Source organism: Rhodanobacter sp. UC4443_H10, from assembly GCF_052978325.1.
Genome location: NZ_CM129668.1, coordinates 3,396,932 through 3,411,103, shown reverse-complemented (window position 1 = coordinate 3,411,103; position 14,172 = coordinate 3,396,932). Strand labels below are relative to the sequence as shown.

Here is a 14,172-nt window from a genome sequence, read left to right as displayed (position 1 = left end):
CATACAGACAATGTCTTGGGAATATCAGCCCAGGGCGCGCACAGTGGAGGCGCGAAAGAGGAGGAAACATCATGTCCGCTCATCTCAAACCCTCGGCCATCGGCGCTGCGCCGCGCATCGACATGGGCATCGGCGAGGTCCAGCGTGCCGCCATCGCCGAAGGCCTGTCGCGCCTGTTGGCCGACACCTACACACTGTACCTGACCACCCACAACTTCCACTGGAACGTCACCGGCCCGATGTTCAACACCCTGCACGAGATGTTCATGGCGCAGTACACCGAGCTTTGGGCGACGGTCGACCAGATCGCCGAACGCATCCGCGCGCTGGGCCATGTGGCGCCCGGGTCCTATGCGGACTTCAGCAAACTGTCGTCACTGCCCGACGTGCCCGCCGAACCGCCGAAAGCGCTCGACATGGTGCGCATCCTGGTTGAAGGCCACGAGTCGGTGGCGCGCACCGCGCGCGAACTTTTTCCGCGCGCCGACCAGGCGGGCGACGAGGCCACGGCCGACCTGCTGACCCAGCGCCTCGCGGCGCACGAAAAGACGGCATGGATGCTGCGCGCGCTGCTGGAGAAGTGATGCCGTGCGGGCCAGACACGCACGCCAAGGCCGGCTCGTGGTTGCGCGGCGGCGTGTGGATCCGGGTGCAAGATCCGGGCTATTCCGATCACGCGTGACGCGCGCGGGACGGGTGCAAGCCTTGCCGGGCCTTGAACCATGACCGCGCTGGAACATGCGATCCGCGGCGCTTTCGCGCCGGCCGCCGCCGCGCCGGACACGGCGTCGAACGCCCGCACCTCGGCGCGCATCCGCAGCGCGCTCGCCGGTCGCGGCGGGCTGCGCTCGCGGCTGCTGTTTCTCGGCCCGGCGGTGATCGCCTCGATTGCCTACCTCGACCCGGGCAACTATGCGACCAACATCCAGGCCGGCGCGCGTTACGGTTTCAGCCTGCTGTGGGTCGTCATCGCCGCCAATCTGATCGCGATGCTGTTCCAGGCGCTGTCGGCGCGGCTGGGCATCGCCACCGGCAAGAACCTGGCCGAGGTGAGCCGCGACCGGCTGCCGCGCCGGCTGGTCTGGGCCATGTGGCTGATCTCCGAAGTCGCGGCGATGGCGACCGACCTCGCCGAGTTTCTCGGCGGCGCGCTGGGCTTCGCGCTGCTGTCCGGGCTGCCGCTGGTCTGGGCCATGCTGGTGACGGCGATCGTCACCTACCTCCTCCTGGTGCTCGGCAGCCGCGGCTTTCGGCCGATGGAGAGGATGATCGGCAGCTTCGTCGTCGTCATCAGCCTGTGCTATCTGCTCGAGGTGTTCATCGCGCCGGTCGACTGGGCGGCGGCGGGCCGGGGGATGGTGACGCCGAAGCTGGCCGATCTCGGCGCCCTGGTGATCGCGGTCGGCATCATCGGCGCGACCATCATGCCGCACGCGCTGTTTCTGCATTCCGGCCTCGCGGCCGAACGCGTGCCGCATGCGACGCCGGCCGAGAAGCGCAAGCTGCTGCGCTATTCCAACCTCGAAGTGGTAGGCGCGCTTGGCGTCGCCGGGATGGTCAACATGGCGATGGTGATCATGGCCGCCGCGGCCTTCCATCTCGGCCACCCCGACGTGGACCGGATCGAGGCCGCCTATCACTCGCTCACGCCGCTGCTGGGCAGTCTTGCGGCCGGCGCGTTCCTGGTGTCCCTGATCGCATCGGGCATTTCCAGCTCGGTGGTCGGAACGATGGCCGGGCAGCTCATCATGCAGGGCTTCGTGCACCGGCGCATCCCGATCTGGCTGCGCCGCGCGGTGACGATGCTGCCGGCGTTTGCCGTCGTCGCCTGGGGCGTCGATGCCACACGCGCACTGGTGCTGAGTCAGGTGGTGCTGTCGGTGGCCCTGCCGGTGCCGATGTTGGCGCTGCTGTGGTTTGCCTCACGCCGCGCGGTGATGGGCGAGTTCGCGATCGGCTGGCCACTGCGGCTCACCGCCGCGGCCGGCGCCGCCATCGTGCTGGGGCTGAACGGCGTGCTCCTGCTCGGTGCAGCCGGCGTGCCGATCCCCGGCTTCGCCATGTAGGGTGGCCCGCCGGCGCTATCCGTGCGACCTGGAAAAGTGGAGGCATGTCGGCACTGGGCAACGCTTGGCGCCAGCCCGTCGCCGCGGCGTCGTTGATCGGTTTGTGGTCATAAGGCGAGGTTATCAAATTCATACAGACAATGTCTTGGGAATATCAGGCCGGGGCGCGCACAGTGGGGTTCCCGCAAGGGACAACCCCTGATCCGAGGAAAAAAGCCGATGTCCGCCCAACCGAAATGTCCGTTTGCCCAACCCACCGCCGCGGCGAGTGAAGTGAAGTCCAACCGCGAATGGTGGCCCAATCAACTGAACCTCAAGATCCTGCACCAGTACGCGCCGGCAACCAGCCCGATGGCGCCGTCGTTCAACTACGCCGAAGCCTTCAGGAAGATCGACTACAAGGCCCTGAAGAAGGACCTCCATGCGCTGATGACCGAATCGCAGGACTGGTGGCCGGCCGACTACGGCAACTACGGCCCGCTGTTCCTGCGCATGGCCTGGCATGCGGCGGGCACCTACCGCACCGGCGATGGCCGTGGCGGCGCCGGCATGGCCCAGCAGCGCTTCGCGCCGCTGAACAGTTGGCCGGACAACGTCCTGCTGGATCGTGCGCGCCGCCTGCTCTGGCCGATCAAAAAGAAGTACGGCAACCAGCTGTCGTGGGCCGACCTGATCGTGCTGGCCGGCAACTGCGGCCTGGAGACGATGGGCTTCAAGACCTTTGGCTTCGGCGGCGGGCGCGCCGATGTGTACGAGCCCGACGAGTCGGTGTACTGGGGCTCTGAAAAGGAATGGATGGACGACAAGCGCAACAGTCGCAACGACCTGGAGAATCCGCTTGCGGCCGTGCAGATGGGTCTGATCTACGTGAATCCCGAGGGCCCGGGCGGCAATCAGGACCCCATCCAGACCGCCAAGGAAGTGCGCGAAACCTTCGCGCGCATGGCGATGAATGACTATGAAACCGTGGCGATCACCGCCGGCGGACACACCTTCGGCAAAGCCCATGGCGCCGGCAGTGCAACGCACGTCGGGCCCGCGCCGGAAGCGGCGGGCATCGAGGCCCAGGGCCTCGGCTGGCAGAGCAGCTTCCGCAGCGGCAAGGGCGATGATGCGATCGGCAGCGGCCTCGAAGGCTCGTGGACGCCCACGCCAGTCACATGGGACATGAGCTACTTCGATGTGCTGTTCGGCAACGAATGGGTGCAGGCCAAGAGCCCCGCCGGCGCCAAGCAGTGGGTGCCGAAAGAGAACACCAACAGCAACATGGCGCCTGCCGCACACAACGCCTCCAAGAAGGTGCCGATCATGATGACCGACGCCGACATGGCGCTGCGCTACGACCCCGAGTACGAGAAGATCTCGCGTCACTTCCACAAGCATCCGGAAGAGTTCGCCGATGCCTTTGCCCGCGGCTGGTTCAAGCTCACCCACCGCGATATGGGACCGAAGGCGCGCTACATCGGCCCGGAAGTGCCGGCCGAAGACCTGATCTGGCAGGACCCGATTCCCAAGGTCAACCACAAGCTGATCGGCGACCACGAAATCAGTGCGATCAAGAAGCGGCTGCTGGGGTCGGATCTGTCGGTGCGGGAACTGGTGTACACCGCCTGGTCCGCGGCCTCGACCTTCCGTGGTTCGGACAAGCGCGGCGGTGCCAATGGTGCGCGCATCCGTCTTGCGCCGCAACGAGACTGGGAGGTCAACCAGCCGGGGCAACTGGCGAAGGTGTTGCAGACGTTGGAAGGCATCAGGGCGGACTTCAACAAGATGGCGCCCGCCGGCAAGCAGGTATCATTTGCCGACTTGATCGTGCTGGGCGGTTGCGCGGCCGTCGAGAAAGCCGCGAAGGACGCCGGCCACCCGCTGGAGGTACCGTTCACACCGGGCCGCATGGATGCAACGCAGGAACAGACCGATGTCGAGTCCTTCGCCGCGCTCGAACCGATCGCCGACGGCTTCCGCAACTACCGCAGCGACAAGTTCAAGGAGATCGCCACTGAAGCCTTCCTGGTCGACAAGGCGCAGCTTCTGAACCTGTCCGCGCCGGAAATGACGGTGCTGGTTGGTGGATTGCGGGTGCTGGGCGCCAATTACGGCGGCAGCGAGCACGGCGTGTTCACCAATCGCGTCGGGTCGCTGACGAACGATTTCTTCGTCAACCTGCTCGACATGAACAACGAGTGGGAGCCCATCTCGGACGCCAAGGAAGCATTCGAAGTCCGCGACCGCAAGACCGGCAAGGTCAAGTGGACTGCCAGCCGTGCGGATCTGGTGTTCGGCTCGAACTCGCAGTTGCGTGCGATCGCGGAGGTCTACGGGCAGGACGATGCGCACGGCAAGTTCGTCGAGGACTTCGTCGCGGCTTGGAACAAGGTGATGAACGCGGACCGCTTCGAACTCGCGTAGGGCTGTTCCGGCAATGCCACGGGGTTCACGCCCCGTGGCATCCCTTGATCGCCAAGGCACCGCAAGGCGCCACGGCGATTTGCTCTGTAGGAATCGGCATCTCACGCATCGGGGTACTTTGGAACGACTGCGTTCGCGCGTCGTGTCTGTACAGGCGACCCAGAATCGGCCTTAGTTAGAACAAGCGGGTACTACAGCCGTCCGCTCAGCCTCGATTGCGCATTCCCCTTCGCTTTCGTGCACGCGCATCGCGCACAACTTCTCCAAGCCGAGCAGATCATTCAACGGCTTCCCCCACAGCGAAATCCAGTTTTCAAGTCAGCACGGTGCGCCGCCATCCCACATTTCAATCCGGTTTTCATAACGAAGAGCACGGCACCAACCCACCCCGGAACCAACACTTGAATCCGGACACCCTTCCTTGATGCCTGGCCGGTGCCCGACCAATCCTCGACCTCGGTCGCCTCAGCGCTCGAGCAAGGGACGCTTGTTCGGCACGCCATCCCACTTCGCGGCGTCTTCCATCGCGGCGATCTTGCTGGTCAGCACCGGCCACTCCTGCGCCAGTTCGGCGTTGATCGACATGAAGATCTCCTGCCCGGCCGGTACGTCCAGCTCGGGGAAGATCGCGCCCACCGGACACTCCTCCACGCACAAGGTGCAGTCGATGCACTCGTCCGGATCGATCACCAGGAAATTCGGGCCGGCATGGAAGCAGTCGACCGGGCACACCTCGACGCAGTCGGTGTGCTTGCAGTTGATGCAGTTGTCGGTGACGACGTGCGTCATCATGCCTCCTTCCGCAGCCTCGCCGCGGTAACTACAGTGTCCGCGGCAACTGCTGCCGTGACCATGATCCAGATCAGTGTGCCACGGTCGCCGCCCACGCAGAATCCTTCCGATTCCTCATCTTCCCCAAGGAGCGACACCATGCGCAAACTGATTGCCGTTGCCCTGCTCGGGCTGCTCTCCACTCCGTTGATGGCTGCCGAGTGCGCCACCACCATCGAGGGCAGCGATGCGATGCAGTTCAACAAGAAGACCATCACCGTGCCGAGTACCTGCAAGACCTTCAAGGTCACGCTCAAGCACACCGGCAAGCTGCCGGTCACCGCGATGGGCCACAACTGGGTGCTGTCGCACGCCTCGGATGAAGCCGGCGTGGTCGCCGACGGCATGAAGGCCGGCGCGGCCAACAGCTACGAGAAGCCCGGTGACAGCCGCATCATCGCCCACACCAAGCTGATCGGCGCCGGCGAGAGCGACACCGCCACGATCAACGTGGCCAAGCTCAAGGCCGGCGAGCAGTACGCGTTCTTCTGCACCTTCCCCGGCCATGCCGCCCTGATGAAGGGCACGCTGAGCCTCGGCAAGTAAGCTTTGCCGCAACGGCAGCGCGCCCGGCCGAGATGGCCGGGTGCGCCTTTTCTGCGTCACGCGTCCGTTTCGTGCACCCTGCCCCGACATGAACCCAGCCGAGCCCTTCAACGAAACCGCCATCGCCACGCTGGTCGACCACTTCTACGAGAAGGTGCGGCGCGATCCGGAGATCGGCCCGGTGTTCAATGCAGCCGTGCACGACTGGGACGAGCACAAGCGCCTGCTGACCTCGTTCTGGTGTTCGGTGGCGCTGCGTGCGGGCAGCTATCGCGGCAACCCGATGGCAGCACACCGCCCGCACCCGATCCGCGCCGAGCATTTCGATCGCTGGCTGGCACTGTGGCGTGAAACCTGCGGCGAGGAACTCGATCCGGTCCACGCCGAGCACATGCTGGAGTACGCCCAGCGCATCGGCCGCAGCCTGAAGTACGGCCTGGGCCTGCACCCCGAAGCGAAGCCGTTCGGCGTGCCTGTGATCGGTATCCATCGCTGATCGGCCACACCCCGATTCGCGCAAGGCCATTGCAGTAGCGCAGGGCGGGCATTGCCCGCCCTGCGCGCACGGGGCAATCGAAGGCTCTGCTCAGCCCAGCGCTTTCAGCGCGGCGGCGTAATCCGGCTCGTCGCCGATCTCGCCCACCAGCTCGGTGTGCAGCACCTTGTCGTGCTCGTCCAGCACCACCACTGCCCGGGCGGCAAGGCCGGCCAGCGGGCCGTCGGCGATCGCCACGCCGTAATCGGCGAGGAATGCGCGGCCGCGCATCATCGACAGGTTGACCACCTGGTCCAGCCCTTCCGCGCCGCAAAACCGCTTCTGCGCAAACGGCAGGTCGGCGGAAATGCACAGCACCACGGTGTTGTCGAGCTTGCCCGCGGCCTCGTTGAAGTGGCGCACCGAGGCCGCGCAGGTCGGCGTGTCGACGCTGGGGAAGATGTTGAGCACCTTGCGCTTGCCGGCGAAACGCGACAGCCCGGCGTCGGAAAGGTCGCCCGCCACCAGCGAAAACGCCGGTGCGGCCGCGCCGACCGCGGGAAAGCTGCCGTCGACGCGAACCGGCTTGCCGTGGAGGGTAACTGTGGACATGGTGCGACTCCTGCTTTGTGAAAGGCTACAAGTAGAACATGGTCTTGGCCAGAAACACGATGCCGACCATCAGCGCCAGCACGATGCGGTGGGTGTGCTTGAACCGGCAGACGTCCATTTTGCCGTGGCGCATCGCCCACATCGCGTTGACGAACACGCCCAGTACGCCAAACGCCAGTACCACCTTGAGCAGCAGCCAGTTGCCGAAGCGCGAGCCGATGCAGGCAAAGCCGTCGCAGCGGATGTCGAACAGCATGAAGCCGCTGGCGAACAGCAGCACTACCACCACCGGCATGTAGCGCCGCACCCGCGCCATCACCGCCTGCTCGATGCGCTGCATGGTGACGATGTCGAAGTGCTTGTGCAGCGACTCCACCACGATCACCTCGAACGCCACCGCACCGACGAACACGATGGCGCAGGCCAGGTGCAGCAGAACGATCCACGGATACCAGGCAAGCATGCGCGTTGGCCATGAGAAAAAACCAACGCCCAGCATCCGCCGCCCAAGCGGCGCCGGCCATGACCTGCATCAACCGGTACCGGCGGCGCAGCCGCTGCACGGTCTGTGACAATCCGCCCCGCGTCGCCGCCATCGCGGTTGACCTGCATCAGGGCCGCCGCCGCGCGCCGCCGCGAGCATGTCCCCTGCCGATTGCCGGCATTCGCGTTCTTTCGCCACCCGTGGCAAGTCGAGGCTCCGCGTGAACAGTGTCGCCCCCCTCATCCATCCGTTGCGCCACGCCGGGCGGCGTTGGGTCCACGAAGCGCTCGAGTGCCTGGCCCAGGAAGCCGCGCGCTCGGCCGATACGCACCTGCTGAAACTCAACTTCCCCGGCTTCCACGGCATCGACTTCTACTTCAAGGACGAGGCGAGCCATCCCAGCGGCAGCCTCAAGCACCGGCTGGCGCGCTCGCTGTACCTGTACGCGTTGTGCAACGGCCGGCTCGGCCCGGACCAGACCGTGGTCGATGCCTCCTCCGGCAGCACCGCGATCTCCGAGGCCTGGTTCGCGCGCCTGCTCGGCCTGCGTTTCGTCGCGGTGATGCCGGCGTGCACCGCGCCGGGGAAAATCCGCGACGTGCAGGCGCTGGGCGGCGAGGTCGACCTGGTGGACGACCCCGCCAAGGTGCATGCGCGCGCCGCCGAGCACGCGGCGCGCGGCGCCTGTCACCTGGATCAGTTCGGCCTGGCCGAGCGCGCCACCGACTGGCGCGGCAACAACAACATCGCCGAGTCGATCATTGGCCAGCTCGCCCGTGAGCGCTCGCCCGAGCCGCACTGGATCGTCTGCGGTGCCGGCACCGGCGGCACCTCGGCCACCATCGGCCGCTACCTGCGCTATCGCCGCCTGCACACCCGGCTGTGCATCGCCGACCCCGTCGGCAGCGGTTTCGTGTGCGGCTGGCAAAACAACGACCGCAGCGCCGTGGCCAGCCGCCCCACCCTGATCGAAGGCATCGGCCGGCCGCGGGTCGAGCCGGGCTTCGTGTTCGAAGTGGTGGACCACGTGATCGGCGTGCCGGACGAAGCCTCCATCGCCGGCGCGTGGCTGCTCGGCGAGCTGTTCGGGCATCGCTACGGCGGCTCCTCGGGCACCAACTTCGTCGCCTGCCTGACCCTGGCGGCCACGATGCGCGCCGAAGGCCAGCGCGGCAGCATCGTCAGCCTCCTGTGCGATCGCGGCGAGCGCTACGCCGAAACCCTGTTCGACCCGCACTGGTTGACCGCGCATGGCATCGACCGCTCGCACAGCGAAGCGTCGCTGCGCCACAGCATCGAGACCGGCTGCGCACCGCTGCGCCGGGCAGCCTCCGCCTGACGCCGCGCCAATCCGCCGCAGGCACCGCCGGGCCGATTTGACCATGGTCAACACCGGCCACCCGCAGCCGGCCCATGCTGGCTTCCATATTTCACGGGAGACACGGCGATGGGCAGACTGAGCGGCAAGGTGGCACTGGTGACCGGCGCCGCCGTGGGCATCGGCGCCGCCTGCGCGCGCCGGCTGCTGGAAGCCGGCGCGAAAGTGGCGCTGGTCGACATGCACGACGGACCGGGCCAGCAGCTGGCCGCGGAACTCGGCGAGGGCGCGCGCTATTTCCACGCCGACGTGGCGGTAGAGGCCGAGGTGGCCGCGGCGATAGCCGGCACGGTCGCCGCGTTTGGACGTCTGGACGTCCTGGTCAACAACGCCGGCATCGCCGGCGCGAACAAGCCGACCCACGAAATCACCGAAGCCGAGTGGGACCGGGTGCAGGCGATCAACGTGAAGGGCGTGTTCTTCTGCATCAAGCACGCGATCGCGCCGCTGCGCGCGGCCGGCGGCGGCAGCATCATCAACCTGTCGTCGATCTACGGCCTGGTCGGCGCGCCGGATTCACCGCCCTACCACGCGTCCAAAGGTGCGGTGCGGCTGATGAGCAAGACCGACGCGGTGCTGTATGCGCCCGATCGCATCCGCGTCAACTCGATCCACCCCGGTTTCATCTGGACGCCGATGGTGGAACAGCATATCGCCTCGATGGGCGGCGACCCCGCCGCGCACCGGCGCGAGGTCGGCGCACTGCACCCGCTGGGCCACATGGGCGAGCCCGACGACATCGCCTGGGGCGTAGTCTATCTCGCGTCCGAGGAAGCGAAATTCGTGACCGGCAGCGAGCTGGTCATCGATGGCGGCTACACCTGCCGCTGACCATCCCCCGCTGGAGGAATCCACCATGTTCAAGCACATTTTGCTGCCCACCGACGGCTCCGAGCTGTCGCTGCGCGCGGTCGACACCGGCATCGAACTGGCCGCCAGGCTGGGCGCTCGCGTGTACGCGTTCCACGTCATCGCGCCGTTCCCTGCCTCGGTCTACTTCGCCGAGTTCGTCGTGGCCAACGAACCGGGCTACACCCGCGAAGCCATCGCCAATGCCGAACGCTACCTGGCCGACGTGCGCCAGCGCGCGAAAGCCGCCGGCGTTGCCTGCGAAGGCAGCCACGAAATCGATGCGCGTCCCTACTCGGCCATCGTCGGCGCCGCGCGCAAGCAGCAGTGCGACCTGATCGTGATGGCCTCGCACGGCTGGCGCGGCTTCGACCGGCTGTTGCTGGGCAGCGAGACGCACAAGGTGATCTTGAACGGCGACGTGCCGGTGCTGGTTTGCCGTTGAGCAACGGCCGGCGGGCCGCGGCGTGAACGGGAAGACAGCGCCGCCCGCCCGCAGCGGCCTCGACCCGGCCGAGGCGGCGCGCCGATTGGCGGCACACGGCCCGAACCTGCTGCCGGGCAGCGCCCCCAGGAGCATGCTCGCGATCGTCGGCGGCGTGCTGACCGAGCCGATGTTCCTGATGCTGCTGGTTGCCGGCGGCCTGTATCTGGCGTTGGGCGACCGCGCCGAGGCGGCGTTCCTGCTGTCGTTCGTGTTCGTGGTGATCGGCATCACGCTGGCGCAGGAGCGCAAGACCCAGCGGGCGCTGGAGTCGTTGCGCGAGCTGTCCGCGCCGCGCGCGCTGGTGATCCGCGGCGGCGAGGAAAAGCGCATTCCCGGCCGCGAAGTGGTGGTAGGCGACTTGCTGGTGCTGCACGAGGGCGATCGCATCGCCGCCGACGCGGTGCTGCTGGACGGCCATCTCGACGTCAACGAATCGCTGCTCACCGGCGAGGCGGTGCCGGTCACCAAGCTCCCCGGCGAGGATACCGGCCAGCTGTTCGCCAGCACCGTGGCGACCAAGGGCGTCGGCGTCGCCGAGGTCCGCGCCATCGCCAGTGCCACCGCAGTCGGCCGCATCGGTCAGGCGCTGGCCGACACCGTCGAACCGGTGTCCGGCCTGCAACAGGCCTCGCGCCGGCTGATCCGCAACCTCACCGTCGGCGGCCTGCTGCTGGCCGCGGCGTACGCGTTGCTCGGCTGGCTGTGGGACGGCCACGGCCTGCTCCAGAGCGTGCTCGCCGGCATCGCGCTGACCATGGCGATCCTGCCGGAAGAGATCCCGGTGATCCTCACCGTGTTCCTGGCGCTGGGCGCGTGGCGGTTCTCCAGGCACAAGGTGCTGACGCGCCGCGTGCCCGCGGTGGAAGCGCTGGGCGCGATCTCGGTGCTGGCGGTGGACAAGACCGGCACGCTGACCCAGAACCGCATGCAGGTCGCCGAACTGCGCCTGGTCGACGGCAGCACGCACGACCAGGACGCGCACGAGCTGCCCGAGCCGTTTCATGCGCTGGTCGAGTTCGCCATGCTGGCGACGCCGGCCGACCCGTTCGACCCGATGGAGAAGGCGATCCAGCAGTTCGGGCTGCACTGGCTCACCGATACCGAGCACGTGCACGCCGAGTGGGCGCCGGAATTCGAGTACGCGCTGTCGCCGGAGATCCTGGCGATGACTCATGTGTTCCGCGGCGACGCGCGCGGCACGCACCTGCTGGCGACCAAGGGCGCGCCGGAAGCGGTGATCGACCTGTGCCATCTGGCCGCCACTGACGCGGCGGCCATCCTGCACCAGGTCGAGGGGATGGCCGAGCGCGGCCTGCGCGTGCTCGGCGTGGCCCGCGGCGAGTGGCACGGCGAAGCGTGGCCGCAAAGCCAGCACGACTTCGATTTCCGCTTCCTCGGCCTGCTCGGCTTCGTCGACCCGCCACGGCCGGAAGTGCCGGCGGCGATCGCCGAATGCCGCAGCGCCGGCATCCGCATCATCATGATGACCGGCGACCACCCGGCCACCGCGCGGGCGATCGCGCGCGAGGTGGGCTTGAGCGAGCGCGCCGAGGTCGTCACCGGCGTGGAAATGGCTGCACTGGACGACGCCGCGTTGCGCGAACGCCTGCATCGCGTCGACCTGTGCGCGCGGCTCAAGCCGGAGCAGAAACTGCGCCTGGTGCAGCTGCTGCGCGAAGGCGGCGAGGTGGTGGCGATGACCGGCGACGGCGTCAACGACGCGCCCGCGCTGAAGGCCGCCGACGTCGGCATCGCGATGGGCGAGCGCGGCACCGACGTGGCGCGCGAGGCGGCCGCGCTGGTGCTGCTGGACGACAGCTTCGCCAGCATCGTCGGCGCGATCCGCCAGGGCCGGCGCATCTACGACAACATCACCAAGGCCACCCGCTTCGTGTTCGCCGTGCACATGCCGATCATCGCGCTGGCGCTGGTGCCGACCCTGCTGCACTGGCCGGTGTTGCTGATGCCGGTGCACATCGTGCTGCTGGAACTGCTGATCGACCCGGCCTGCTCGGTGGTGTACGAGGCCGAGCCCGCCGCCGACGACATCATGCGACGACCGCCGCGCGCACCGTCGGACTCCCCGTTCGCCGTTGCCAACCTGCGCTACGCGGTGATCCAGGGACTCGGCTTCGCCGGCATCCTGCTGCTCGGCTACGGCGCGCTGCTCGGCCAGGGCCTCGACGCCGCGCAAAGCCGCGGCGCGGTGTTCATCGCGCTGGTGCTGGGCCTGTTCCTGCTGACCCTGGCCAACCGCGACGCGTCCCGCCCGGCACTGGTCCGCACACCGGCGAAGAATCCCTGGCTGGTGCGCATGTTCGGCGGCGTGGCGCTGATGCTGGCGATCGTGATCGGCGTGCCGTTCTTCCGCGACGTGATGGGGTTGGCGATACCGAACGCAGCGATGCTGCTCACCGTCGCCGGGATGCTGGCCGCCGCCGTCGCCTGGCTGGAACTGCTGCGTCGCTCGATGCGCACCAGCGCGCGCGTGCCGCGCTGACCCGCGACACGGCAGCAGGCGACGCCTCCCACGGCGCTCCTGCCGTGACCTCACGGGCGCCGAGGCGACCCTCGGTGGCACCACCCGCATGCGGGTTTCCCGAACCCCCATCGGCCATCGATACACGCGTACAGTACGTCGTCGGCCTGCGCGATCAGCCACCCCCAACGCCCCGCTGGCTCACCGGAAGCCACGCATGAAGAAGACGCCCGCCGGCACGGCCACGGTGCCATCCGGCCGCAGGAACACCGAGGACGGCGGCACCGAAAAACCGCTGTGGGCCAATCTGAGTGCGGGCCTGGTCACGGGTGCGGCAGACGACGACCCCAGCGGCATTGCCACCTACTCGCAGGTAGGCGCCGCGTTCGGTTACGGCATGCTGTGGTGCATCCTGGTGACCATGCCGTTGATGATCGCGATACAAGCGGTCAGCGCCGGCATCGGCCGCGTCACCGGCCACGGCCTGATGGACGGCATGCGCAAGTACTACCCGCATCCGCTGGTCTACGCGCTGACCGCCTCGCTGGTGATCGCCAACGTGATCAACCTGGCGGCCGACATCGGCGCGATGGGTGCCGCGCTGAAACTGCTCATTGGCGGGCCGGCGCTGATCTATGCCGCAGGTTTCGCCCTGTTGTCGCTGGTGCTGCAGGTGTTCATCCCGTTCACCCGCTATGCCCCGATCCTCAAGCTGCTCACCCTCAGCCTGTTTGCCTACGTGGCCACCGTGCTGGTGATCGACGTGCCGTGGCTGGCCGTGCTCAAGAGCCTGGTGCTGCCGCCCATCACGTGGAACGCGTCGTACGCCGTAGGCCTGGTCGCGCTGCTCGGCACCACCATCAGCCCCTATCTGTTCTGCTGGCAGGCAGCACAAGAGGTCGAGGAAATGGAGTCGAGCAAGCGCCGCAAGCCCTTGCGCCGCGCGCCGAAGCAGGCACCGAGCGCCCTGCGTCGCATCGGCATCGACACCACGGTCGGCATGATCTTCTCCAACATGATCTCCTTCTTCATCATTCTTGCCGCCGCGGTCGTGCTGCACGCGCATGGCAAGGTCGACATCCAGACCTCGGCCGAAGCGGCCGCGGCACTGCGACCGCTGGCCGGCGACATGGCATTCGCGCTGTTTGCCGCCGGCATCATCGGCACCGGCCTGCTCGCCGTACCGGTGCTGGCCGGCGCCACCGCCTATGCCGCCGCCGGCGCGTTCGGCCAGCGCAGCGGGCTGGAGTACAAGCCGCAAAACGCCAGGTTTTTCTACGGCGTGCTGATCGTCGCCAGCCTGGCCGGCATCGCGCTGAACCTGACGCCGCTGGACCCGATCAAGGCCTTGTACTGGAGCGCGGTGATCAACGGCGTGACCGCCGTGCCGTTGATGGTCGTGATGATGCTGATGGGCTCGCGGCGCAAGGTCATGGGCAAATTCACCATGCCGTGGCCGCTCAGGATTTTCGGCTGGTTGGCTACCGCAGCCATGGCGACGGCGGCCGTGGTGATGTTCGTCACCTGGGGGAAATGAAGGCGCGTCGCGAAGGAAG

At 67.5% G+C, this 14,172-nt stretch carries 13 protein-coding genes; 10 read left to right on the top strand and 3 right to left on the bottom strand.

What is annotated here, in order from left to right:
- Positions 1-71: 71 nt before the first annotated feature.
- From ACVCMB_RS15415 to katG, 3 genes are all read left to right on the top strand, one after another.
- Positions 72-584, top strand: a complete 513-nt coding sequence (locus tag ACVCMB_RS15415; protein WP_447105600.1) for a Dps family protein — start codon at positions 72-74, stop codon at positions 582-584.
- Between the two features lie 138 nt (positions 585-722).
- Positions 723-2,066, top strand: coding sequence for an Nramp family divalent metal transporter (locus ACVCMB_RS15410; RefSeq protein ID WP_447105599.1), 1,344 nt, complete (start codon positions 723-725; stop codon positions 2,064-2,066).
- A 219-nt stretch (positions 2,067-2,285) separates the two neighbouring features.
- Positions 2,286-4,475, top strand: a complete 2,190-nt coding sequence (gene katG / locus ACVCMB_RS15405; RefSeq protein ID WP_447105598.1) for a catalase/peroxidase HPI — start codon at positions 2,286-2,288, stop codon at positions 4,473-4,475.
- A 465-nt stretch (positions 4,476-4,940) separates the two neighbouring features.
- Here katG and fdxA read toward each other — a convergent pair whose 3' ends face one another.
- Positions 4,941-5,264 (bottom strand): ferredoxin FdxA, encoded by a 324-nt coding sequence (gene fdxA / locus ACVCMB_RS15400; RefSeq protein ID WP_447107184.1) that lies wholly within the window; start codon positions 5,262-5,264, stop codon positions 4,941-4,943.
- Positions 5,265-5,405: 141 nt separating this feature from the next.
- On the opposite strand from fdxA, the gene azu reads away from it, so the two are divergent.
- On the top strand, positions 5,406-5,852 hold the full coding sequence (gene azu, locus ACVCMB_RS15395) for an azurin (protein ID WP_395116448.1): 447 nt from the start codon (positions 5,406-5,408) through the stop codon (positions 5,850-5,852).
- Between the two features lie 88 nt (positions 5,853-5,940).
- Complete coding sequence (locus ACVCMB_RS15390; protein WP_447105597.1) at positions 5,941-6,348, top strand: group III truncated hemoglobin; 408 nt, start codon at positions 5,941-5,943, stop codon at positions 6,346-6,348.
- Positions 6,349-6,438: 90 nt separating this feature from the next.
- Here ACVCMB_RS15390 and tpx read toward each other — a convergent pair whose 3' ends face one another.
- A complete protein-coding gene (gene tpx, locus ACVCMB_RS15385) occupies positions 6,439-6,939 on the bottom strand; it encodes a thiol peroxidase (RefSeq protein WP_395116444.1) in 501 nt (166 codons plus the stop codon).
- 25 nt (positions 6,940-6,964) lie between these two features.
- Positions 6,965-7,402 (bottom strand): CopD family copper resistance protein, encoded by a 438-nt coding sequence (locus ACVCMB_RS15380; RefSeq protein WP_447105596.1) that lies wholly within the window; start codon positions 7,400-7,402, stop codon positions 6,965-6,967.
- A gap of 241 nt (positions 7,403-7,643) precedes the next feature.
- Between ACVCMB_RS15380 and ACVCMB_RS15375 the strand changes: the two genes are divergently transcribed.
- The 5 genes from ACVCMB_RS15375 to ACVCMB_RS15355 all read left to right on the top strand — a co-directional run bounded on the left by ACVCMB_RS15375 (position 7,644) and on the right by ACVCMB_RS15355 (position 14,153).
- Positions 7,644-8,762 carry a PLP-dependent cysteine synthase family protein gene (locus ACVCMB_RS15375; protein ID WP_447105595.1) on the top strand — a complete coding sequence of 373 codons (1,119 nt, stop codon included), beginning with the start codon at positions 7,644-7,646 and terminating at the stop codon, positions 8,760-8,762.
- A 108-nt stretch (positions 8,763-8,870) separates the two neighbouring features.
- Positions 8,871-9,632, top strand: coding sequence for a glucose 1-dehydrogenase (locus ACVCMB_RS15370; protein WP_447105594.1), 762 nt, complete (start codon positions 8,871-8,873; stop codon positions 9,630-9,632).
- A 25-nt stretch (positions 9,633-9,657) separates the two neighbouring features.
- Positions 9,658-10,095, top strand: a complete 438-nt coding sequence (locus ACVCMB_RS15365; protein ID WP_447105593.1) for a universal stress protein — start codon at positions 9,658-9,660, stop codon at positions 10,093-10,095.
- Between the two features lie 22 nt (positions 10,096-10,117).
- On the top strand, positions 10,118-12,637 hold the full coding sequence (locus ACVCMB_RS15360) for a cation-translocating P-type ATPase (RefSeq protein ID WP_447105592.1): 2,520 nt from the start codon (positions 10,118-10,120) through the stop codon (positions 12,635-12,637).
- Positions 12,638-12,833: 196 nt separating this feature from the next.
- Positions 12,834-14,153: an NRAMP family divalent metal transporter gene (locus ACVCMB_RS15355; protein WP_447105591.1), complete on the top strand. Its 1,320-nt coding sequence runs from the start codon at positions 12,834-12,836 to the stop codon at positions 14,151-14,153.
- Positions 14,154-14,172 lie beyond the last annotated feature (19 nt).